At 64.5% G+C, this 22,316-nt stretch carries 20 protein-coding genes; 7 read left to right on the top strand and 13 right to left on the bottom strand.

The features are described 5' to 3' along the window. Positions 1-46: 46 nt before the first annotated feature. Together ACU8YE_RS20745 and kbl are read right to left on the bottom strand one after the other, a co-directional pair. Positions 47-1,030, bottom strand: a complete 984-nt coding sequence (locus ACU8YE_RS20745; protein ID WP_446929481.1) for an NAD-dependent epimerase/dehydratase family protein — start codon at positions 1,028-1,030, stop codon at positions 47-49. Further along, positions 1,030-2,247 carry a glycine C-acetyltransferase gene (gene kbl, locus ACU8YE_RS20740; protein WP_147217788.1) on the bottom strand — a complete coding sequence of 406 codons (1,218 nt, stop codon included), beginning with the start codon at positions 2,245-2,247 and terminating at the stop codon, positions 1,030-1,032. Before kbl ends, ACU8YE_RS20745 begins: the two co-directional genes overlap by 1 nt. 87 nt (positions 2,248-2,334) lie before the next feature. Here kbl and ACU8YE_RS20735 point away from each other — a divergent pair, with 87 nt between their 5' ends. Then, the gene (locus ACU8YE_RS20735) at positions 2,335-2,934 is read left to right on the top strand and encodes a helix-turn-helix domain-containing protein (protein WP_232038958.1); all 600 of its coding nucleotides are present in this window, start codon (positions 2,335-2,337) and stop codon (positions 2,932-2,934) included. A 20-nt stretch (positions 2,935-2,954) separates the two neighbouring features. Here ACU8YE_RS20735 and ACU8YE_RS20730 read toward each other — a convergent pair whose 3' ends face one another. Continuing rightward, the gene (locus ACU8YE_RS20730; RefSeq protein WP_322018021.1) at positions 2,955-4,310 is read right to left on the bottom strand and encodes an MATE family efflux transporter; all 1,356 of its coding nucleotides are present in this window, start codon (positions 4,308-4,310) and stop codon (positions 2,955-2,957) included. Between the two features lie 362 nt (positions 4,311-4,672). Between ACU8YE_RS20730 and ACU8YE_RS20725 the strand changes: the two genes are divergently transcribed. Then, entirely contained in the window at positions 4,673-6,319 is a 1,647-nt protein-coding gene (locus ACU8YE_RS20725) for an APC family permease (RefSeq protein WP_260803438.1), read from the top strand. Positions 6,320-6,419: 100 nt separating this feature from the next. Here the strand turns inward: ACU8YE_RS20725 and ACU8YE_RS20720 are convergent, their stop codons facing one another. Continuing rightward, entirely contained in the window at positions 6,420-7,334 is a 915-nt protein-coding gene (locus ACU8YE_RS20720) for a LysR family transcriptional regulator (protein WP_232038955.1), read from the bottom strand. A gap of 102 nt (positions 7,335-7,436) precedes the next feature. Between ACU8YE_RS20720 and ACU8YE_RS20715 the strand changes: the two genes are divergently transcribed. Further along, the gene (locus ACU8YE_RS20715; RefSeq protein ID WP_446929480.1) at positions 7,437-8,321 is read left to right on the top strand and encodes an aldo/keto reductase family oxidoreductase; all 885 of its coding nucleotides are present in this window, start codon (positions 7,437-7,439) and stop codon (positions 8,319-8,321) included. Positions 8,322-8,392: 71 nt separating this feature from the next. On the opposite strand, the gene ACU8YE_RS20710 is transcribed toward ACU8YE_RS20715, so the two are convergent. After that, a complete protein-coding gene (locus ACU8YE_RS20710) occupies positions 8,393-9,421 on the bottom strand; it encodes a MerR family transcriptional regulator (RefSeq protein WP_446929479.1) in 1,029 nt (342 codons plus the stop codon). 227 nt (positions 9,422-9,648) lie between these two features. Between ACU8YE_RS20710 and ACU8YE_RS20705 the strand changes: the two genes are divergently transcribed. Continuing rightward, complete coding sequence (locus ACU8YE_RS20705) at positions 9,649-11,463, top strand: phosphodiesterase (protein WP_316869118.1); 1,815 nt, start codon at positions 9,649-9,651, stop codon at positions 11,461-11,463. A 16-nt stretch (positions 11,464-11,479) separates the two neighbouring features. On the opposite strand, the gene ACU8YE_RS20700 is transcribed toward ACU8YE_RS20705, so the two are convergent. Next, complete coding sequence (locus tag ACU8YE_RS20700) at positions 11,480-12,232, bottom strand: autoinducer binding domain-containing protein (RefSeq protein WP_316869119.1); 753 nt, start codon at positions 12,230-12,232, stop codon at positions 11,480-11,482. A 946-nt stretch (positions 12,233-13,178) separates the two neighbouring features. Here ACU8YE_RS20700 and ACU8YE_RS20695 point away from each other — a divergent pair. The 3 genes from ACU8YE_RS20695 (at position 13,179) to ACU8YE_RS20685 (ending at position 17,497) form a co-directional block, all read left to right on the top strand. Then, a complete protein-coding gene (locus ACU8YE_RS20695) occupies positions 13,179-14,597 on the top strand; it encodes a discoidin domain-containing protein (protein WP_446929478.1) in 1,419 nt (472 codons plus the stop codon). A 194-nt stretch (positions 14,598-14,791) separates the two neighbouring features. After that, positions 14,792-16,456 (top strand): alkaline phosphatase D family protein, encoded by a 1,665-nt coding sequence (locus ACU8YE_RS20690; protein ID WP_446929477.1) that lies wholly within the window; start codon positions 14,792-14,794, stop codon positions 16,454-16,456. Between the two features lie 27 nt (positions 16,457-16,483). Continuing rightward, the gene (locus ACU8YE_RS20685) at positions 16,484-17,497 is read left to right on the top strand and encodes a 2-dehydropantoate 2-reductase (RefSeq protein ID WP_446929476.1); all 1,014 of its coding nucleotides are present in this window, start codon (positions 16,484-16,486) and stop codon (positions 17,495-17,497) included. Positions 17,498-17,507: 10 nt separating this feature from the next. Here ACU8YE_RS20685 and ACU8YE_RS20680 read toward each other — a convergent pair whose 3' ends face one another. The 7 genes from ACU8YE_RS20680 to ACU8YE_RS20650 form a co-directional block, all read right to left on the bottom strand. Beyond that, positions 17,508-18,197 carry a Crp/Fnr family transcriptional regulator gene (locus ACU8YE_RS20680; protein WP_316869123.1) on the bottom strand — a complete coding sequence of 230 codons (690 nt, stop codon included), beginning with the start codon at positions 18,195-18,197 and terminating at the stop codon, positions 17,508-17,510. Positions 18,198-18,217: 20 nt separating this feature from the next. Then, positions 18,218-18,589 (bottom strand): 2OG-Fe(II) oxygenase, encoded by a 372-nt coding sequence (locus ACU8YE_RS20675; protein ID WP_343619058.1) that lies wholly within the window; start codon positions 18,587-18,589, stop codon positions 18,218-18,220. Between the two features lie 44 nt (positions 18,590-18,633). Then, positions 18,634-18,897, bottom strand: a complete 264-nt coding sequence (locus ACU8YE_RS20670; protein ID WP_316869125.1) for a DUF2164 domain-containing protein — start codon at positions 18,895-18,897, stop codon at positions 18,634-18,636. Positions 18,898-18,932: 35 nt separating this feature from the next. After that, positions 18,933-20,546: an alpha,alpha-trehalase TreA gene (gene treA, locus ACU8YE_RS20665; RefSeq protein ID WP_316869126.1), complete on the bottom strand. Its 1,614-nt coding sequence runs from the start codon at positions 20,544-20,546 to the stop codon at positions 18,933-18,935. 205 nt (positions 20,547-20,751) lie between these two features. Continuing rightward, positions 20,752-21,312: a dihydrofolate reductase family protein gene (locus ACU8YE_RS20660; protein WP_322018010.1), complete on the bottom strand. Its 561-nt coding sequence runs from the start codon at positions 21,310-21,312 to the stop codon at positions 20,752-20,754. Positions 21,313-21,430: 118 nt separating this feature from the next. After that, complete coding sequence (locus ACU8YE_RS20655; protein WP_446929475.1) at positions 21,431-21,757, bottom strand: hypothetical protein; 327 nt, start codon at positions 21,755-21,757, stop codon at positions 21,431-21,433. 74 nt (positions 21,758-21,831) lie between these two features. Continuing rightward, positions 21,832-22,182 carry a hypothetical protein gene (locus tag ACU8YE_RS20650; protein WP_232038942.1) on the bottom strand — a complete coding sequence of 117 codons (351 nt, stop codon included), beginning with the start codon at positions 22,180-22,182 and terminating at the stop codon, positions 21,832-21,834. Between the last annotated feature and the right edge of the window lie 134 nt (positions 22,183-22,316).

Here is a 22,316-nt window from a genome sequence, read left to right as displayed (position 1 = left end):
CAAAACAGCGCCCTGCAATGCCCGCAATTCCCCTAACTGAAGCTGCCTAGGCTGGATGCGCAGCCAGGTGGGCGAGGTTCTGCAGCATGTCGGTCGTCATCTCCGCCACACCGTATTCGGGCTTCCAGCCCCAGTCGCGCCGGGCAACCGAATCGTCGATGGAATTCGGCCAACTGGCCGCGATCGCCTGGCGGAAATCCGGCGCATACGCCACCTCGAACGATGGACGATGCCGGCGGATCTCGGCCGCCAGTTGCTCGGGCGTAAAGCTCACGCCTGCCAGGTTGTAGCTGCCGCGCTGGCTGATGCGCTCGGCCGGGGCCTCCATCAACTCGATGGTGGCGCGCACGGCGTCCGGCATATACATCATGGGAAGCGCCTCATCGTGCTCCAGGAAGCACGTATAGCGCTCGCCCTTCACGGCCGAATGGAAGATGTCGATGGCATAGTCGGTCGTGCCGCCGCCCGGCGCAGTCTTGTACGAGATCAGCCCCGGATAACGCAGGCTGCGCACATCGACACCGTGGTGCTCGAAATACCAGCGGCACCAGCCTTCGCCCGCCAGCTTGGAAATGCCATAGACGGTCTTGGGCTCCATGATCGTGCTCTGCGGGGTGTTGTCCGCAGGCGTGGTGGGCCCGAACGCGGCAATCGAGCTGGGCCAGAAGATGCGCTCAAGCTGATGATTGCGCGCCGCCTCCAGCACATTCAGCAGACCGTTCATATTGAGCGCCCAGCCCCACGTGGGCGACTGCTCTGCCGCGGCCGACAGCGCTGCAGCCAGGTGATAGATCTGCGTGATGCCGTGGCGCTCGATGATCTCGCGCAACTGGCCGCGATCGGTCACATCCAGCGTTTCGTGACGGATCTGCGGGTGGCGGCCACGGGGCACCATGTCGCTCGTCACGATGTTGCCAGTGCCATAGCGCTCGGCCAGCGCGGCGGCCAGCTCCGTCCCCAATTGCCCATTGGCGCCGATGATGAGGATGCGCGGCGCCGTTCCAAAATTCGCGCTCGTACCGGTGCTCATCAGATGATCCCCAGTTCCTTGCCGGCGGTTTCAAACGCCTTGAGCGCCGCGTCGAGTTGCGCGCGCTCGTGCACCGCGCTGATCTGCACGCGGATGCGCGCCTGCCCCTTGGGCACCACCGGGTAGAAGAAGCCAACCACATACACGCCTAACTCCAGCAGGCGTTTGGACAGCGCCTGCGCCTTCTGCGCGTCATACACCATGATCGGCACGATCGGGTGGTCGCCCGGCTTGATATCGAAACCCAGCTCGACGATCTTGCGGCGGAAATACAGCGCGCTGTCTTCCAGCTTGTCACGCAGCGCGGTGTCGGCTTCCAGCAGATCGAGCACCTTGATGGTGGCCCCGACAATGGACGGCGCCACCGTGTTCGAGAACAGATACGGCCGCGAACGCTGGCGCAGCAGCGCCACCACTTCCTTGCGCGCACTCGTGAAGCCACCCGACGCGCCGCCCAGGCCCTTGCCCAGCGTGCCGGTAATGATGTCGATCTTGCCGAACACGCCGCGGTGCTCGTGCGAGCCGCGGCCGCGCTTGCCAAGGAAGCCCGTGGCATGGCATTCGTCAATGCCGAGCAGCGCACCGAACTCGTCGCAGATGGCGCGGATTTCATCCAGCCGCGCGATGGTGCCGTCCATCGAGAACACGCCGTCAGTAAACACAAGCTTGAAGCGCGCGCCCGCCGCATCGGCTGCCTGCAATTGCGCGCGCAGATCCTCCAGGTCGTTGTGCTTGTAGCGATAGCGTTGCGCCTTGCACAGGCGGATGCCATCAATGATGGACGCGTGGTTCAACTCGTCGCTGATGACGGCGTCTTCGGCCCCAAGCAGCGTTTCGAACAAGCCACCGTTGGCATCGAATGCCGAGCCGTAGAGGATGGTGTCTTCCGTGCCGAGAAACTTCGCCAGCCGCGCTTCCAGCGTCTTGTGCAGGTCTTGCGTGCCGCAGATGAAGCGCACCGAGCTCAGGCCAAAGCCATGCGTGTCGAGCGCCTCGTGCGCCGCCTTCAGCACCTCCGGGTGCGACGACAAGCCGAGGTAATTGTTGGCGCAGAGGTTGATGACCTCCTTGCCGTCAGCCGTGCGGATCACGGCGCCCTGCGGCGAGGTGATGATGCGCTCGGTCTTGTAGAGACCGGCTTCCTCGATCGCCTCCAGTTCGCGGCGGATGTGCGCGTAGAAGGCGTCGGTGGAGGCGTTGGCTTGCGTTGTCCCCATGGTGCTGCTCCTGTAGACTGCGTTGATCGATAAATCGAACATGTTCGATATATCGAATAATTCGTTCAATTTACAAGATACCAACCGATGGCACAAGCCCCCGCCACCGATGTCCTCGCCGACGGCCCGCCCGCCGTTGGCGCCAAGCTGCAAGCGCTGCGCCAGGCGCGCAAGCTGTCGCTCGATGAACTGTCGCGGCGCGCGGGCGTGTCCAAATCCATGCTCTCGCAGGTCGAGCGCAACCTGGCCAACCCGACCGTCGCCGTGCTGTGGCGCCTGGCCACCGCGCTCGGCGTCGGGCTGGCGGATTTCCTCTCGCCTGAAGGCGCGGCCGATGCGGCGCCCTCCGTGACGGTCATTCCCGCTCACTCCATCCCAGTCATCAAAAGCCCGGATGGCAAGTGCGAATTGAAGATTCTTGGCCCGGTGGACCTTGCCGCGCGCTTTGAATGGTATGAACTGGCAATCCAGCCCGGCGGCGTGCTGGCGTCAGAGCCGCACGAGCTGGGCTCGAAGGAGCACATCTCCGTGCTCAGCGGCACGGTGACGGTGCAATCCGGCCCGAGTGAGAAGAAGGTGCGGCACGGGGAATCGGCGCGCTATCCGGGGGATGTGCAGCACGCCATCTCGAACGCCGGCAAGACGGTGGCGACGGCGTTGCTGGTGGTGGAATACGCGCAGCAGTAGGCGCTGCAGATTGGTGCCGCCTAGGCCGCCTGCAGTTCGGGCGCGCGCCACACGCGCGGCAGCAGCACCCCAAGCATCAGCCCGCGCACGGCCATGAACCCCAGCATCGACAACCACAGCCCGTGGTTGCCCCACAGCGGCTGCAGCGTGACCGACAGGCCCCAGAACGCGGCAGCCGCCGCGGCCATCGTCACCAGCAGTTCACGGGTGCGCGTCGCGCCGATGAACACGCCGTCAAACTGGAAGCCCCATACCGACACGATCGGCAGCAACGCCGCCCACACCAGATAGTGGCGCGCGGCTTCGCGCACGGCAGGCTGATCGGTCAGCACGCCGATGATGCCGGCGCCGGCCAGCGCATACACGGCGGCAAAAAGCCCAGCGCCAAGCACCGACCAGAACGTCGACACGCGAATCGCCATGCGCAGCGCAGCGCGGTCCCGCGCACCCATGGCGGCGCCCACCAGCGCTTCGGCCGCGTGTGCGAAGCCGTCCAACCCGTAGGCCATGAAGGTCAGGAAATTGAGCAGCAGCGCGTTGGCAGCCAGCACCACATCGCCCTGCTTGGCGCCCGCGTGGGCAAACCAGCCGAAGGCGGCCAGGAGGCAAAGCGTGCGCAGGAAGATGTCGGTGTTCAGGCCCATCAGGCGACGCCAGGCGTCGCGGGCCAGCAATTCAGCGAGCGTGAGCGTCGGCAGACCAGTGGGTCGTTGCAGCCAGAGCAGCAGCATGCCGAGCCCAAACCCCGCAATGTCGGCCAGCGCCGTTGCCGCGCCAATACCGCCCACGCCCATGCCGGCCCCAAGCACCAGGGCCAGCACTGCCGCCATGTTGACGGTGTTGATGAACACCTGCAGCAGCAGCGCCCGCCGCACCTGCTGACGCCCGAGCAGCGTGCCGAGCACCACGTAGTTGGCCAGCGCAAACGGCGCCGACCAGATGCGCGCGTGGCAATACACCTCGGCCATGCGGGTGACGGATTCGCTCGCACCGAGCAGCGCCAGCGTGATGCGGATCGCCGGCACCTGCAGCACCAGCAATGCCGCTCCAATGGCAAAGGCCAGCAGCAGCGCGCGCACCACGCTCGCCCGCAACGCCTGCGTGTCGCCCGCGCCGTGTGCCTGCGACACCAGCCCCGTGGTGCCCATGCGCAGAAAGCCAAAGCCCCAGAACACAAAATTGAAGAAGACCCCGCCCAGCGCCACGCCGCCAATGTATTCCGGCCCCGGCAGATGGCCGGCCACGGCGGTATCCACCGCCGAGAGGATCGGCTGCGTCAGGTTGGCCAGCACGATGGGAAACGCCAGCGTCAGCACGCGCCGGTGCCACTGCGCAGGTGACGCAGGTGCAACCGAAGTGGCGAAAGAGGACTCCATGGGGAGAAAAAACTGCGAGGAACGATGAAAAAGGCGGTGCAACCGTTCACGATTTCGCTATCATTGCGCCCCATTGCGGGCTCCGGAAATCGGGCGGCAAGTGCGGCACCCCGCACAACGTCGTCGATGACTATACGCGAATCCCCCCGGAAGGCAGACACCGTGTTTTGCCTTTCATCGCGGCCGGACGGGTGCGGTTGATGCTACGCATCATCCGGCACACGCATGTCCTAGGCTGGTGACACCCACCACATGGGACGGCGGGCGACGCCCAAACAGCGTCGCCTCGGTAGAACTAAGCGGACTGGTAAGCAACCGCGATGCCCTGTCGAACTTCCGACTCGCCGGGGCGGAGACTCCTCTTGGAAAAAAACGTACAACGCAATCTGGGCGCCTGGGCATTGATGCTGACCGGGCTGGGCTCGATCATCGGCTCCGGCTGGCTGTTCGGCGCCGGCCACGCTGCAAAGGTGGCGGGCCCCGCTGCCATCTTCACCTGGATCATCGGCGCCGTCGTCATCCTGGCCATTGCCCTGACGTATTCCGAACTGGGCGCGATGTTCCCGGAATCGGGCGGCATGGTGCGCTATGCGCGCTACTCGCATGGCTCACTGGTGGGCTTCGTGGCGGCCTGGGCAAACTGGATCGCCATCGTCACCGTCATCCCCATCGAGGCCGAAGCCTCCATCCAGTACATGAGCAGTTGGCCGTGGCCCTGGGCGCAGTCGCTCTTCCAGCACGGTGAGCTGACGCCGCCTGGGCTGGTGCTGTCGGCCGTGCTCGTGGTCGTGTACTTCCTGCTGAACTACTGGGGCGTGAAGGTGTTTGCCAAGGCGAACAACGCCATCACGATCTTCAAGTTCATCATTCCGGCCGCGACAGCGGTGGCGCTGGTTGCAGCCGGTTTCCACCCGGGCAACTTTGGTGGCAGCTCGGCCGCGAATGTGGCGGGACAGGGCTTCGCCCCGTACGGCTGGTCTGCGGTGCTGACCGCCATTGCCACCAGCGGCATCGTGTTTGCGTTCAACGGTTTCCAGAGCCCGATCAACCTTGCGGGCGAGGCGCGCAACCCGGGCCGCAACGTGCCCATCGCGGTGATCGGTTCGATCCTGCTGGCCGCGGTGATCTACGTGGCGCTGCAGGTGGCCTTCCTCGGTGCGGTGCCGCCTGAGTCGCTCGTCAATGGCTGGCACGGCATTGATTACCACTCGCCGTTCGCCCAACTGGCGATTGCGCTCAACCTGAACTGGCTGGCCATCGTGCTGTACATCGATGCGTTCGTCAGCCCGTCGGGCACCGGTAGCACGTACATGGCCACCACCACGCGCATGATCTACGCGATGGAGCGCAACAACACCATGCCGGCCATCTTCGGCCGCGTGCACCCGCTGTTTGGCGTGTCGCGTCCGGCCATGTGGTTCAACCTGGCAGTGTCGTTCATCTTCCTGTTCTTCTTCCGTGGCTGGGGTGCGCTGGCGGCTGTCATCTCGGTGGCGACGGTCATTTCGTACCTGACGGGGCCGATCAGCGTGATGTCGCTTCGCCGCACGTCGCCGCAACTGCATCGCCCGCTGCGTCTGCCGGGGCTCTCGCTCATCGCGCCGTTCGCGTTTGTGTGCGCATCGCTCATCCTGTACTGGGCCAAGTGGCCGCTGACGGGCGAGATCATCGTGCTGATGCTGGTGGCGCTGCCCGTGTACTTCTACTACCAGGCCAAGGCCGGCTGGCCCGACTTCAAGACGGAACTCAAGGGCGCGTGGTGGATGATCGCCTACCTGCCGACCATCGCCGCGCTGTCCTACTGCGGCAGCACGGAGTTCGGCGGCCACGGCTACATCCCCTACGGCTGGGACATGGGCATCGTGGCGGTGCTCTCGCTGTTCTTCTACCACTGGGGCGTGGCCAGCGGCTGGCACACGCGCTATCTGGATGAAGTCGAACACGTACATGACGACGTGCAAGCGCACGACACCAAGCGTGCGCCGCGCGCCGTGCCGCAACGCGCCTGATACCGCTTTGCTCGTAAGAAAAAACGCCCGACCGGTTCTGCCGGCGGGCGTTTTTTCGTTGCAGCAGTGATGCCGTAGCGAGAACCTCAGCTGCTAAGGTTCAGACGGCGTCTTGGCCCGACCCTGCCTTGATGAAATCGATGAACGCCCGGAGCGGAGCCGGAACGAGCCGCCGTCCCGGGTAGTAGAGATACGGCCCAGGGAACGGCCGCCACCAATCCTCGAGCACGGGCTCGAGCGCCCCGCTCACAAGATGCGGGCGCAGCCAGTCTTCGTAGAGGTGGACGATGCCGACGCCTGCGACGGCGGCATCCACGACAAGATCGGTCGCGCCACCAATACGGACGAGCAGCGGGCCAGATGGGTCCACGTTGACCACTTCACCATCACGCTCGAATTCCCACGGCGGCATGGCGCCGCTCGCAAACCGGCCGCGCATGCAGGCGTGGCCGAGCAGGTCGCGCGGATGCGTGGGGCGACCGCGTCGATCGAGATAGCCGGGTGCGGCTGCCGTCGCGAACCGCTGCGTTCGCGGCCCGATCGGAACGGCGATCATGTCCTGTTCGAGCCGCTCGTCATAACGGATGCCTGCATCGCAGCCCGCTGCCAGAATATCCACAAAGCTTTCTTCGGCCACGACCTCAAGCCGGATCTCAGGATAGGCTTCGAGGAATCCGGGGATGACGGCAGGCAGCACAAGCCGCGCGGCGCTCATCGGCACATTGAGCTTCAGCGTGCCGGCAGGTCTTTCGCGGAAATTGTTGACCACGTCCAGCGCGGCTTCCACCTCGCTCAAGGCGGGCCGCAGGCGGGTCAGCAGGCGCTGCCCCGCTTCGGTGGGTGAAACACTGCGCGTCGTGCGGTTCAGCAGGCGCACACCAAGCTGCGATTCCAGCCGCCGCACGGCCTCGCTCAGCCCGGATGCGCTCGCGCCCATCAGCCTTGCACCTTCGCGAAAGCCCTTGGCCTGCGCCACCGCCACGAAGGCATTCAGGTCACCCAGATCGACTTGCATTGTTCGCCCTCTCGCACAACCCGTGCGGATTATGCCCACTTATCGAGCAGCGAGCTTGCGCCTAACCTGCCGTCACCTCGTCTTTCACACAGGAGTGTGACCATGTCTCCCATCCTTCAATCCGGCACGTTTTCCATCGGCGGCCACCAGGTGCACCGTCTCGGCTATGGCGCCATGCAGCTCGCTGGCCCAGGCGTTTTTGGGCCGCCCAAGAACCGCGACGCCGCGCTTGCCGTATTGCGCGAAGCCGTTGCCTCGGGCATCAACCATATCGACACGAGCGACTTCTACGGCCCCCACATCACGAACCAGTTGATCCGCGAAGCCTTGCATCCGTATCGCGACGATCTGCTCATCGTCACCAAGATCGGTGCCAGGCGCGACGCCCAAGGCGCATGGCTGCCGGCATTTTCAGCGCAGGCGCTGACCGAAGCCGTGCACGACAACCTGCGTAACCTGGGCGTGGATGTTCTGGACGTGGTGAACTTGCGGATCATGTTCGACACGCACGGCCCGGCCGAAGGATCGATCGAGGCGCCCCTCTCGGCCTTGGCCGAGCTGCAACGGCAGGGACTCGTGCGGCATATCGGGCTGAGCAACGTCACGGCCAACCAGATCGCACAAGGGCAACGGATCTGCGAGATCGTCTGCGTGCAGAACCACTACAACCTCGCCCACCGAAGCGACGACGGGCTGATCGACACGCTGGCCGCCGACGGCATCGCGTATGTCCCGTTCTTTCCGCTGGGCGGGTTCAACCCGCTGCAATCGTCCACGCTCAACGATGTGGCAGCGCGGCTCGGTGCAACACCGATGCAGACGGCACTCGCTTGGCTGCTGCACCGGTCGCCGAACATCCTGGTGATCCCGGGCACCTCGTCGGTCGCCCATCTGCATGAGAACCTGGGCGCGGCGACGATAACGTTGCCGGAAGATGCGATGCGCGACCTCGACGCCGTCGCGCTTTCCACGGACGAGGCCGCCTGATTTTGTGCAAACGACCAACGGGCCCTTCGGTCATCATCGAACGCGATCGGTACCCGCCGTCTGCGCCGCTGCTACGCCGCCTTCATCAGCCCTTCCATCGCCTCGCGCACATAGGCGATCAGGTCCGGGCCCATCCACGGGCTCGCGGATAGCTCGGGCTCGCGCTCCATTGCCAGTCGCACCTTGGCTTGCGTTTGCGGATCGTCCCCCGCATACGCGCGGAACAATTCGATCCAATGGCGCGCGAGCTGCTGCATGGCAGGCGCATGCGCCGGCGTGCCCTTGGCCAGATGCTGGCGCACCTCTGCAATCAAGGTCGGCCACTCGTTGGCGCGCTTGCCAAAGTTCTCGCGCATGAACTGCAGCTCTTGCGCCGACAGATACTTCGCATAGATCGCCAGCTTGGTTTCGTTGGCCGCCTCCATGATGAAGTCGAGCATTTCCAGGCTGATGCCGGTGCGCTCCTGCAACGCCGGCTCGTTGATGTGCATTTTGTGCAGCTTGGCCGAGAGGATCGGGTCGAGCGCCGCATCCTGCGCGAGCAACGCCATCCACTGCTTGGCGAGCGCCTGCGCCTCGCTGCTGCGTGAAGGCACCTGGCGCGTCATTGCATCCTGCACGATCGACACCAGCGCCGCCCACCGCTCATGACGGGCCGTATCGGCATCCATGCGTTCGGCACGGGCACGTTCTTCCTGCGAAAGATATTTGTCGTACATGGTCATCCATTCCAAGGTTGTGAGCCACTCGGTCAATTCGGGCTCCTCTTGGCGCACGAGCTGGCCGTGCAGCCGCGACAACCGATCGCGCAGTACGCTGGCTTGCGTGATCTGCTGATCGAGCATCGCAATCTGCCGTTCCACGATCGTGGTGAGGGGAATATCCGGATTGGCCAGGAAAGCTCCGACATCGGCCAGCGACATGCCGAAGCGCCGCAACGCCTGGATCTGGTGCAGGCGCGCGACGTCGGCCTTGTCGTACAGCCGGTAGCCGCTGTCGGAGCGGGCCGAAGGCGTGAGCAGGCCGATGGTGTCGTAGTGGTGCAGCATGCGCACCGTGAGGCCGCAGCGTTTGGCGAGATCGCCCACTTTCAACAACATGGTGGCTCCTGTCTTCTGGCTTGGACACAGGCTAGGACCTCACACAATGTGAGGGTCAAGCACGGCGTGATCGGATCGCAATGAACGGCGCCCCCGGGAAGACGCAGGCGCGTCCAGCATTCTGGACCAGTCCCCTCTGTGGTGGGGACCATGCGCCGCGAACCCGCGCCGCTGCGTGCGTCACAAAAAGTTCATTCAACTCTGTGTTCAGCGGGTCGTTTAGCGGAATGTCCGATCTTGCGTCTGCCGCCAACGTCATGACTTTCTCACCGCTTCCCTTGCCCGCGGGCATTGCGCCCGAGATGCTGCGCACGGTGTTCCAACCGATCTTCCGCCTATCCACCACCGAGGTGCTCGGCTACGAAGCGCTGCTGCGCGGACCGGTGGGTTCGGCCATGGAGTCACCCGCAGCGCTGTTTGGCGCAGCGTCGGACACCGCGGGCACGATTGCCCTGGAGACCACTGCCGCGCGTCTGGCCATCGCCAATTTCTCGACGATGCGGCTGCCGGGCAAGCTGTTCCTGAACTTCAGCGCGCTGGGTGTACGCCAGTTACTGGAAGACCATGCCCGCCTGCTGCATGCCATTGCCGACCACGACCTGCACCCCTCGCGCATCGTCATCGAGCTGACCGAGCAGACGCCCATCGACGATCTGGCCAGCTTTGCCGAGGCACTGTCGGTGGCACGCGACTTTGGCCTGCAATGCGCGCTTGACGATTTCGGCACGGGCAATGCCAACCTGAACCTGCTGATCGAACTCACGCCCGACTTCATCAAGCTCGACAAGTATTTCCTGCGTGACATTGCCAAGCACCCGGCCAAGCTGGACATGGCACGCACACTGCAACAGACGCTCAAGGGCGGCGCCACCAGCATCATTGCCGAAGGGCTGGAAACTGAAGACGAACTGGGCGTGGTGCGCGACCTGGGCATCCGCTTCGGGCAGGGCTTCTTCCTGGCGCGTCCACAGGACAAGCCGGCGAGCGACATGTCGAGCCACGCCGCGCGCGTGCTGCAGTCTTCGCAGATTGCGGTGTTTCCGCAGGCTGTGCGCGTGGGCTGGCGCGCCATCACGGCCAGCAAGCTGCTTCGCGTCGCGCCCACGCTGCCCTTGCGCAGCAGCAACGACGACGTGCTGCACCTGTTCAACCGCCACCCCGATCTGCACGCCATGGCGCTGCTCGACGAAGACGGGCGCCCGCTCGCGCTCATCGCTCGCCGAGCCTTTATCGACCGCTATGCGATGCCATATCACCGCGAGCTGTACGGCAAGAAACCGGCACTCGCGTTTGCGAACCGGCAGCCGGTGCTGGTGGAAAAATCCGCTTCGCTGGAAGACATGTCGGCGCTGCTGATGAGCGAAGACCAGCGCTACCTGACCGACGGTTTCATCATCACCGAACATGGCCGCTACCTGGGCCTGGGCACCGGTGAAGAGCTTGTGCGCACCGTGACGGAAATCCGCATCGAAGCCGCGCGCTACGCCAACCCGCTCACGTTCCTGCCGGGCAACATTCCGTTGAACCTGCACATTGAACGTTTGCTGGAAGCGCGCGCGGAGTTCTACGCCTGTTATGTGGACCTCAACCACTTCAAGCCCTTCAACGACCAGTACGGCTATTGGCAAGGTGACGAAATGCTGAAGATGGCCGCTGCCGTGCTGGCCAACGCATGCGAGCCCACACGGGATTTTCTTGGCCACGTGGGCGGCGACGATTTCCTGATCCTGTTTCAGAGCGCCGACTGGCAGGCGCGCATCACGCAAGCCATGGCAGCGTTCAACGCCAACGCGCTCGCCATGTACACGCCGGCGGACCGCGCGGCGGGCGGCATCCATGCAGAAGACCGCAAGGGCCTGCCCACGTTCTTCCGCTTCGTGACCATCGCGGTGGGCGCGCTGCACGTATATCCCGGAGCGGCGCACAACAGCGATGACATCGGCACCGCCGCAGCCCTGGCCAAGCGACGTGCCAAGCAAAGCGAAAACGGCTTCCATCTGGAAGCCATGCGCCCTGCCCCTGCCGTGCGGGCCATCGCATGACACCGCTGAGCCCACGCTACGCCATCGCCGGAATCAGCCCCATCAGCGCGGCCTTCACCACGGCATGCGTCTTGTTGGCGGCGTTGAGCTTGATGATGGCGTTGCGGATGTGGAAGTTCACGTTGCGCTCTGTCATCTCCAGGATGGCCGCGACTTCGGCCGCCGTCTTGCCTTCGGCCGTCCAGTGCAGCGTCTGGCGCTCCACCTCTTTCAAACGCGTGGCGGCATCGGGCAAGACTTTTTCGGCCATCAGCGTGCTGAGGCTGGCGTGCGCGCGCTGGCTCAGCCAGATCATTTCGGGCTCGCTCGCGGCCAGCTCATCTTCGGTGATGGGCGTGGCGCGGCGCACCAGGCTGAAGGTACCGAAGATGCCGGTGTGATCTCGTATGGTGTGCGACCAACCGTGGTTCAACCCATGGCGGCGCGCGTCGATCCAGAACGGCGCGTCTGCGGTGGCGATGCTGGACCACAGCGTTGGCTTGATGCAGCGCTGCCCGAACTGCAAGACCGGGTCGACGGCCAAATAGCCGCGCAACCGGTAATGCTCGCACCAGGGCTCCGGATAGGTGCTCCAGCAGATGGTGTTGAAGCGCGTGATCGGAATCGCTGCACGCAGGGCGTAGGCGCAATAGTCGAAGCCGAGCAGAACCACCGCCTTCTGCAGGCAGCGGATGACTGCATCGGCATCGCGCGGGGCAGTCAACTCGCGCAGCAATGCCGCCCGCCAGGATATTGCGCAGCCATGCGGCACTTGGTTGTAAACGCCCATTCCCTCGGCCTCCAGAGCCCCCCCTAAATCGCCATGCCCGCGCCCATTCCCGCTTATCGGCCTTCCTTATTTCAAACGGGCGGAGAGCGTGGTCTGTCTTGCGTTTTACCAAGGGCAATCATTGGCGTGCTGAAACTATACCTAATCCGAAACGAATTGCAGGCCACGCATAGCCAATGCAATTAGTAGATTTTCTCGAATACAGGAATAGCGCAATACAGAAATAAATGAATTGATTGCCAAACACTTTTGCGCAAAACAACATTCATTATTTAAATCTGCTTTTTATATACGGCATACCCGCCCTCGACATTGCAAGCTGGCTACAGGGGCCAGCTTTTTTTTACAACGCCGAGGTAGGCCGAATTCGTACCGTCGGCTTCCGCCAATGCCGGTTGGGGGCGGCATAGGTGCGCCTCGCAGCGCATGACACGCTTGCCGTATTGAAAACGCCGCAAAGCGTGCGCCGACGCCACTTCCGAATGGTGCGCAAACGCGACACCCAGCAAGGTTTGCACCGCGGGGGCGCGGCAAAACGCCGCAGTAAAAATAACAATAACGCCTTCGCACGTGCAGTTTGACCGACGTCCGGAAAATTTGACGTGTCAGATTTACACGTGCGTGTGGCGATTCGCTACCACGGCAGCGAATTAGGGCAAGAACGGCGTTCTTATTGGGGTTTCACAGTGTCAGTGAAACCCTTACAGTCTGGTCCGCGACTCGCCCTCTCGATGTAGTCGAGGCCCCGACAAGAAACACGACGGTACGAAGCAACAGGGTTTTCTGGCGCGTCTTTATCTTCGTCACTCCCCCGGTTTGTGGCGCTTTTTCAAATCCGGATTTCCCGGAATTGGCGGAGCTTTGCCCAAATTCAGAAAAGTGACGCGGACTTAATGCGGCGGTAATCCCCGCCCCACTGACCCATTTGCATAGGAAGTCCCGTTTCATGCGCTCCACTCTGATGTCTCTTGGCCTTGTCGCCACCGCAGCCCTCGGTCTGTTCTCTGCTGGCGCCCAGGCCAACTGCGTTGCCAATCCGCCCACGCAATCCAACACGAGCTTCCCCGCCAGCCTGACCGGCAAGCTCGCGTATCACAGCTACGTCAGCTACGGCGACGGCACCAGCCAGATCTTCATCTACGATTTTTCGGCACGCACGCTGCAGCAGGTGTCGAAGGCGGCCTGGGGCATCCAAGACCCGATGAATGCGGTGTTCAGCCCAGACGGCAAGTGGATCGCCTTCATGGGCATCACCAACAACGCGTGGAACGTGTTCTTCTGGCAAGTCGGTTCGACCAACATGCCGATCAACCTGACCAACAGCACCGGCCAGACGCGCAATGAAGATCCGAAGTTCAGCACCGACGGAAAATCGCTGTTCTTCAAGCAGAACGGTGATGTCATGCAGGCTGCGCTGTCGTACACCAGCTCGGGCCCCGTCTTCACCTCGACGGTGAATTTGACGCGCACGGCACCGACGCTGGAAAACTCGATGCCGTTTGCGACGCCGGACGGCACGGCCGTCTACTACACCACGGGCACGGGCTCGGGCATGGGCCTTTACAAGCAGACCGTGGGCAGCACCACCAAGGTGGCGTTCGACACGCCCGCCGGCCTGGCGACGTACTACCCGATCGTGCGCGCCGACGGCACCGTCTTCTATGCCCGCTGGCATGACGCCACGAGCCAGGCCGACCAGATCTACACCAAGGTCAACCCGAGCGACACACCCAACCAGCTCACGCTCAACGACTGCAACAGCAACAACTCTGATCCGTCGCCCGTGAACGGCACGAACTACGTGTTCTTCTCGTCGACGAGTGCGGGCGGCTACCAGCTCTACCTGGGCGACGCGAGCAATGGCCAGCGCTGGAGCCTGTCGCAGTTCGGGGTGAACTCGGACACGACCAAAGCCAAGCTCGGTTCGAACTACTACCCCGGCACGCCGACGGCCGCTGCACAGGCTGTCACCCTGCTCTCGCAGGGCAAGCCGGCCAGCGCGTCCACCAGCTACAGCGCCAGCCTCGGCCCGGCCTACGCGTTCGACGGCAACACCACCAACACACGTTGGGATTCGGTGGAAGGCGTGGCCGGCGCGCAATGGCTGAGGGTCGATCTGGGCTCGACCCGCACCATCACCGGCGTCGACCTCTACTGGGACGCTGGCGCCAAGGTGTACTACATCCAGACCTCGAACGACGGCGTGACTTGGACGAACATCTACTCGACTTCGAGCGGTGCCTCGTGGGGCCACACATCGCTGGCCAACCTCAAGGGCAGCGGCCGCTATGTGCGCATGTACGGCACGCAGCGCGCCACGCAGTGGGGTTACTCGCTGGATGAGATGCAGGTGTGGGGCTACTAAGCCGCAGCCTCCGCATCAGCATCGTCTGACATGACAAACGCCCCGCTGGCTTCGGCCAGCGGGGCGTTTGTCATTGGTCATGGAGTCGACGAGCGGCCCGCATTGGGACCTACCCCTAGATTGTCAAAAGCTGAACATTCAGCATGGGTACGACTCGGCACGATGGCGTCTCCGCACCACGCCAGAGGATCACGATGCCCTCCCGCACACCCCCGAAGACGCCTGCGCACGGTATGAGCCGGCGCGATTTCCTGACGCTAGGCACCGCCGCCGCGGGCCTCGGCGCGCTGGGCCTGAGCCTGCCGGAAGGCGCACAAGCCGCCGCACGTGCCGCCGACGCCAACTGGCATGCCGGCCAGCTCGCGCATCTGATTCCCGCGGCCAGCCACGACCGCTTTCTCATCAAGGCTTCGTTCCAGGCGCCGCTTGCACGTGCGCCGTGGCTAGTGGTCAACGGCAAGCGCGTCGCCGGCGAGCAAACCGATACCGCCGGCCGCTTCTGGCGCTTCGATGCGCGTGGCCTGCAGCCCGCCACGCAATACATGCTGCGCATTGTCGATGCGGCCGGCAAGCCGCTGGCCGACGCGTGGCCGCTGCGCACCTTTCCCGCACCCGACGCCACACCCGCGCGCCTGCGCATCCTGGCCTACACCTGCGCAGGCGGCTACGATGGCCCGCCGGTGGCCGGCAAGACCGCGTGGCTCGACATGACAGCGCGCCGCCGCCTGCTCGCGCGCGGCATGTCGTTCGCGCCCGACACCGTCATCGCCAACGGCGACCACATCTACTGGGATCTGCAGACCTCGCAGAACAAGCCGTTCGCCCGCCAGGTGCGCGAACTGATGTGGGCGAAGTTTGGCGGCGCGCTCGACACATCGGTGCCGATGTCGCACCCGAAGAACGAAGCCATCTTCACGCGCGTGTGCGACTACCAGATCAGCGGGCTGTACGGCACCACGCTGCGCTCCACGCCCGCGTACTTCCTGACCGACGACCACGATACCTTCGAGAACGACGAGTTTGACGACAAGGTGGCCACCCTGCCGCCGGAGCCGTACGGCCTAGTCGGCGCAGAGCTGACACAGCGCCGCTACTACCCCGAATTTCTGCCCGACGCGAACCGCCCCGTGTGGCTGCCTGGCGGTGACAAGGCCGGCATGCCCGCCGACACCAACAGCGCCTTCGGCACGCTGCGCTACGGTGCGCTGCTCGAAGCCGTGCTGTACGACTGCCGGCGCTTTCTCGACAACAAGGGCATCCACGCACGCGTGGTACCTCAGTGGGTGGAAGACTGGCTCGTGGCACGTACGCGCGCCGAAGACACCGCGCATTTTTTCCACGTGCCTTCGCTGCCGTTTGCGTATTCCTCGGGCAAGCTGGGGGACTGGTACCCGGACCTGCTCGACAGGAAGACCGGCCGCCTCGTTGCCAACCAGCCCAAGCCCGGTTGGCAGGCCGGCTGGCACACGCAGCACCAGCGCCTGGTGGCGGCGCTGGCCGAGCAGAAGCAGCGCGCGGCCGTGATCGTGCAGGGCGACTTCCATGCATCGGCAGCCGGGTCGATGTCGCGCTCGGGCGATCTGGCATTCGCCCATCCAGTGCATACAGTCATGACAGGCACGCTGGGCACCGGCGACCTCGCCTTCCCGTCGGCATTCCGCAGCATCGAGACCACGCCAGCGCTGTCCGTCGCCATGCAGGAGGCGCTGCGCCCAACCGAGAAAAACGGCTTTACCATCATCGACGTGACGCCCGAGAAGATGACCTTCTCGCTGTTCATGTGGCGCCCGCCCGAGCCGGTGGAAGCCATCGATACACTGCAGCCGGCCCTGGTGTACGAGGTGCCGCGCCTGGCTTGAGGTGCCAGCGCAACAACAAGGAGACGCATGGCGAAGATCTGCATCGTGGGGGCCGGCTCGATCGGCTGCTATCTGGGTGGCCGTCTGCTGGCGGCCGGCGCCGATGTTTCGCTGGTCGGCCGCGCGCGCATCGGCAACGAGCTGCGCGCGCACGGTCTCACCTTGACGGACTATCGCAACGGCCGCTGGCAAGTACTGCCGGCTGACGTGCGCTACGTGACGGATCCCGGCGCTCCCGCCGATGCCGATCTCGTGCTCGTCACGGTCAAATCTGCCGCCACGCAATCCGTCGCCGATGAACTGAAGCCCGTGCTGCGCGCCGGCGCCATCGTCGTCAGCTTCCAAAACGGGCTTGGCAATGCCGACGCGCTGCGGGCCACTCTGCCGCAGCACACCGTGCTAGCAGGCATGGTGCCCTTCAATGTGATGCAGCCTGGCCCGGGCGCTTTCCATCAAGGCACGGGCGGCGAGCTGGAAGTGGCAGCATCCCCCGCGCTGCACCCGTTTCTCGATGACTTCCGCCGCGCGGGTCTGCCGCTCACGGAACGCACCGACATGGCAGCCGTGCAATGGGCCAAGCTGCTGCTCAACCTGAACAACGCCATCAACGCACTGGCCAACCGGCCGCTGAAGGAAGAGCTGTCGCAGCGTGCGTACCGGCGCTGCCTCGCGCTGGCGCAGATGGAAGCGCTCCGGCTGCTGTCCCGCGCGGGCATCCAGCCCGCCAAACTGACGCCGATACCGCCGACGTGGATTCCACGCCTGCTCGCCACACCTGACGCGGTGTTTGCGCGGCTGGCCGGCAAGATGCTCGCCATCGATCCGCTCGCGCGTTCGTCCATGTCCGACGATCTGGCCGCCGGGCGCAAGACCGAAGTCGACTGGATCAACGGCGAAGTTGTGCGCTTGGCGAAGCGCCTCGGGCAACGCGCGCCGGTGAATGCGCAACTGTGTGCGATGGTGCATGCTGCCGAATCGGCCGCCACGCGCCCGAGCTGGTCGGGCAACGATCTGCTGGCGGCCTTGGGGGCGTCGAGCTAGGGGCGGCGGGTTAGTCGGCGCCGGCTTCGCTGGCGCCAAGCAACAGCGCCATGTCCTGAATCTCGATGTGCCCATAGCGCAGGCGGATCGCACCGAGCTTGACCAGCGCCTGCAGCTCCTTGCTGAGCGTCTGCCGGCTGATGCCCAGCATCATCGCCAGCGCGTCTTGCGAGGTGGAGATGCTCGCGCGGCCTTCTGCCGATTGCGACACGTCGCCGTGCGCGAGCGAAGCAATACGCCGCGCCACGCGCGCCCGCGTGCCGTGCAACGCCGCACTCGCCAGCGAGCCATACGCCAGGCGCAAGCGCGTCGCCACCAGTCGCGCAATCGCTCCGGCAAATGCAGCGTCGCGCATCAATGCTTCAAAGCGCGCCACGCTCACCCCCAGCACGTCCGAATCTTCCAGCGCAATTGCGCAATGGCCGCGCGGTTGTTGATCAAGCGTCGACACCCCGCCAAACCAGTTACCTGGCTCCACCAACGTGAGGATGGCCTCGTCTCCATCGGCATTGAAGATGGAGAGCTTGAGCGCGCCACTGGCCACGCCAAAGAATGCGTGCGAACTGGCGTCCATCGGATCGCCCTGGCGAAAGAGAAATGCACCGGCGGCGATGTGCAGGGGCACCGTGGCTTCGAGTAGCGCGTCGGCAACGTGCGGAGGAAGGCTCCGGAACCAGGGGTTGGCGGCAAATGCGTTCATCACGATTCAGTTTCCGCCGCTCAGCGCCGGCGCCCTAACACCCACCCAACCGACAGCACATAGCGGCTGCCCCCCACCACGCGCGTCACGCTGTGCTCGCACGCATCGGGGCGGAACAGCTTGATACGCCGCGTCTGGAAGATCGGGCTGGCGCAAACGAACTCGCCGCCGGCCCGCGGCGACTTCAGCACGATGTTCAGCCGATAGTGCCGGCCGTTGGTGACGGGGTCGGTATGCGGCGGAATTTCCGAACCGTCCGGATAGCGGATCAGGTAGCTGTCAAACGGGATGGGCCACGGCGCGGTGGCCAGCAGCATCTTGTCGTAGCCGGTGCCCTGGCGGCCGCGCTGCCAGCGGAAGGCCGTGCTGAAGAATGCGCGCAAGGAAGACATGGAAACGAAGCAGCCCGATGGAATCCGGGCATGGTAGCCGGGAACTATCGGCGCTTGTCGAATTTCTGCCAGTATCCGAACGGCTCCTGGTGGCACTCGTAATCCAGCTCGGCCACACGCGTGTGCAGGCGTTCCTGCGCCTCCTGCACGGCAAGGTTGTAGACCACCGGGCCGATCTCTTCCAGAAAGAAACTCAGCAGCGCACCGGCCTGGATGTTGCCGATGCGCTCTTCCATGTGCTCGTTGAAGTAGCGCTGGATGGATCGAACGGCTTCTGCGCGGACGTCGCGGTCAAGTTCGATGGGCATGCGAGGGGCCGGTGGTGGCGGAAGAAACCGCCAGCTTACTGCCCGCGGCCATACGCATCCAGCAGCTTGAGCGTGACACCGTTGGTCCAGCCGAAGCCGTCCTGCAACGGATACTCACCCCCGCCGCCGCCCGTGCCCGTTCCATCGACGATGTATTTCTCGACGAGCTTCTGCTGGCTGGCGTAGAGCTGCTCCACGCTGCCGAGAAAGCGCTCACCGATCGCCTGCGCAAGCGGCTGCCAACCGTATCGCTGCGCCCCGCGCAGTGCGATCCATTGCAGCGGCGCCCAGCCGTTGGGGGCATCCCATTGCTGGCCGGTCTTGAAGGTCGTGGTCGACAACCCGCCCACCTGCAGCAGCGCCTGCTGGGTCCATTGCAATGTCTTCCACGCGCGGTCTGGGCGTGCAGCGCCCACAAACAGCGGATAGGTCATCGCGGCGGACTTGTTGTCGCGAATGCGGCCGAGCTGCCAGTCGTAGTCTGCGTAGTAGCCGGCCGGGTGCCACAGGTAGCGCTCGATGGCGACGGCACGTTTTCCGGCGCGCACGGAGTATTCCACCGTGCACGCAAAATCGCGCGCCGCTGTACAGCCGCGCGCAATCGTCTTCTCAAGCTGGAACATCAGGCTGTTCAGATCCACCGGCACGATCGACGTCGTACGGATGGTGCCCAGCGTAGCGTTGTCGCCAAACCAGCGCGAACTGAAATCCCAGCCGCTTTCAGCCGCTGCGCGCAGGTCGCGCCAGACTTCGTTGGCAGGGCGTGCGGGTGTTTGCTGCGCGGTGGTCACGTCTTGCAGATAGGACTCGGGGCGCGGGGTGTCCTGGTCGTCCCAGTAGCGGTTGAGCACAGTGCCGTCGCGCATGACGACGACGTTGCTGCTCGCCTGCCCGGCGGGCGTAGTGGCGGCGCCGCGCATCCAGTACGCATATTCCTTGCGAAGTTGCGGCAGGTAGCGCTTGAGCGCCGCGTCGCCCTCCTGCTGCGCGGCCAGCTCCACCATCAACGCAAAGAACGGCGGCTGGGAGCGGCTCAGGTAGTAGGTGCGATTACCGTTCGGGATGTGGCCGAACTGGTCGATGGCATAGGCGAAGTTGTCGAGCATGTTGTCGACCAGGTCTTCGCGGCCGGCCTCCTGCAGGCCAAGCATGGTGAAGTAGGTATCCCAGTAATAGCCCTCGCGAAAACGGCCGCCAGGCACCACGTAAGGCTTGGGCAGGGGAATGAGCGAGCTGTTGTCAGGCGCGCTGGTCGTTGTGCGTGTGAGGGCCGGCCACAGCCAGTCGATGTGCGCGCGCAAGGATTGCCCCGCCGGCGGCGTCACCGGCGTATCCACCGGCGGCGTGAAGTACTGGTCGACGAACGCCTTGAGCGAGAAGCCCGGCACGCCCTTCTGTGCCTGATACGCCTGGAGGATGACGGCCGGCGCGGCCTTGGGCACCGCATCGACGAACGTCTTCTGATCCGGATACACCTGCGCCGTCTGCACCGCCACGAACAAGTCGCCATAGAGCTTGTCGGGCGACGGCGGCAGTGCGGCACCCACGCCCACATCGGCCAACGCGGACGAGGCCGCCAAACCAAACGCCAGCCATGCGGCAACGTTCGCCACACGGCGCCGGATCAAAAAGTGAGCCTGTCGATGCATCGTCATCTCCTGCCTGGTGGACGGAAATCCAGTCCAGAAAAGGAGACGCCGACAGCGTTGTCAAATCGACAGGTTTTGCGCAAACGGCGGCAAACCCAAGTGGCAGGAATGGCGCCGTATCAGGCTCTGCGGGCAAGCAATTTGCTGATGGGCGGCGATGCGCGGCGCGGTCATCCGGCCCGGCGACCCTGCGCTGAAATATGCGCTACCCGCGCACGACCTCGTAGCGCATTTCGACGAAGGTGTTCTTGTAGGGCACGGCGGAAGTGAGCTTGAGCGCGGGCTGTACGATGCGGCGTGGCAACAGCGGCAGCCCGGTGCCCAGCGTGACAGGCATCACCTGCACGATCAGTTCGTCCAGCAGCCCCGCATCGAGAAATTTGCCGGCGAGTTCACCGCCGCCAACGATCCACAGATTGCGCCCGCCGGCTGCAGCGAGCATGTCGCGGTGCACGGGCGCCACTTCACCATGCACGAAGCGGACGTCTGCGCCTTGCACCGCCGGCAGCGTGCGCGATGTGAAGACCCACGCAGGCTGCACGTAAGGCCATGGCTGGGCTTGCCCCTCGGGGCCGGGCTTGGCCAGTTCGCGAAGCAGCCATTCGTACGTGGACGCGCCCATCGCCAGCGCGCCGACGTCGCGAATGAAGCTGTCGTAGCTTGTGCCTTCCAGCGAGCCAAACTGCATCAGCCAATCGAGCGAGTGATCCGTCGTGGCGATGAAGCCGTCCAGGGTGGCAGCGGCGTAATACTGCGTCTTCGACATGGCGGGCTCCCGTTGAAACTCAGGAGCTAAATGCTACGTCGTTCGGATTGTCGTTGCCTTGCGCGCCCGACGGGTCAGGGGTGCAACACGTGCATTCCGGGACCGCCGCACAGGACGATCAACGCTTCGGCCCGAGATCGTCCACGGCATGTCCGCCAGCGGGCTGTAACGCAGCTTCGGCGGCATCAACCTGGGTGGGCTCGGCATCGATGGTCAGCAGAAAGCGCCCGCCGATCACGACGTTCTGGAATTTGCGCTCGTAGGTCTCGGCGTTCTCGCCGCCGGGCTCGTAGTCGCCGCAAAGGAAGTTGCCGCACAAGGCACCTGCCTCGTCACCCTGATGCGACAGCGAGACGCGCTCCAGGGTGAGGCCGGTATTCAATACGGCTTCGCGGGCCGCCTCAGCAGCGGCATGGTCTGTGAAGATGCGGACGATGGTTGGCATGGGGGTTCTCCTCGTCGTGGTGAACCCAACGTTGACGCATCGGCCGTGCCCATCGACACGCCGGACGAGGGCGTTCAGAACAACGCCATCTGCCGCATCCCAAACCCGATCGCCTCTTCGACCCGCATGCGTGCGTGCGTGAGCGACCCCTCGATGCCCGAGAGCGTACCGGCGAGCCAGCGGTAGAGCAGCGGTGCCTGACCGCGCGGGCTCAGGTGGATTTCACCGAGCTTCTTGCCGCGCTTGTCGCGGTAGTAGTGGGAGCGGTAGCCGCGTTCCCAATGGGTGATTGGGCCGCGCCATCGGCGCAAGCGGCGGGGTTTGGTGGGGGAAGTGTCGGCTGGCGATGCCGACGCCGGTTCCTCCCAGCCGAAAGCGGGTTTGGCGAACAGCGGCAAACCTTCCAGATCGGGGTAGAAATCCATCGTCGTATGCTCAGCTAGCCGCGCCGCCGCAGGCTTTGCGGACAAACACGGCGCGTAGCCCGCATGATACCTGGGTTTGTGGCAGACAGCACGTGCAAACGGCCTAACGGCGGGCATCGGAACAACGTTGCGCA

The sequence above is a fragment of the Ralstonia sp. VS2407 genome (assembly GCF_052950655.1).
Note: the sequence above shows the minus strand (reverse complement) of the source record. Positions and strands in the feature narration are given on the sequence as shown.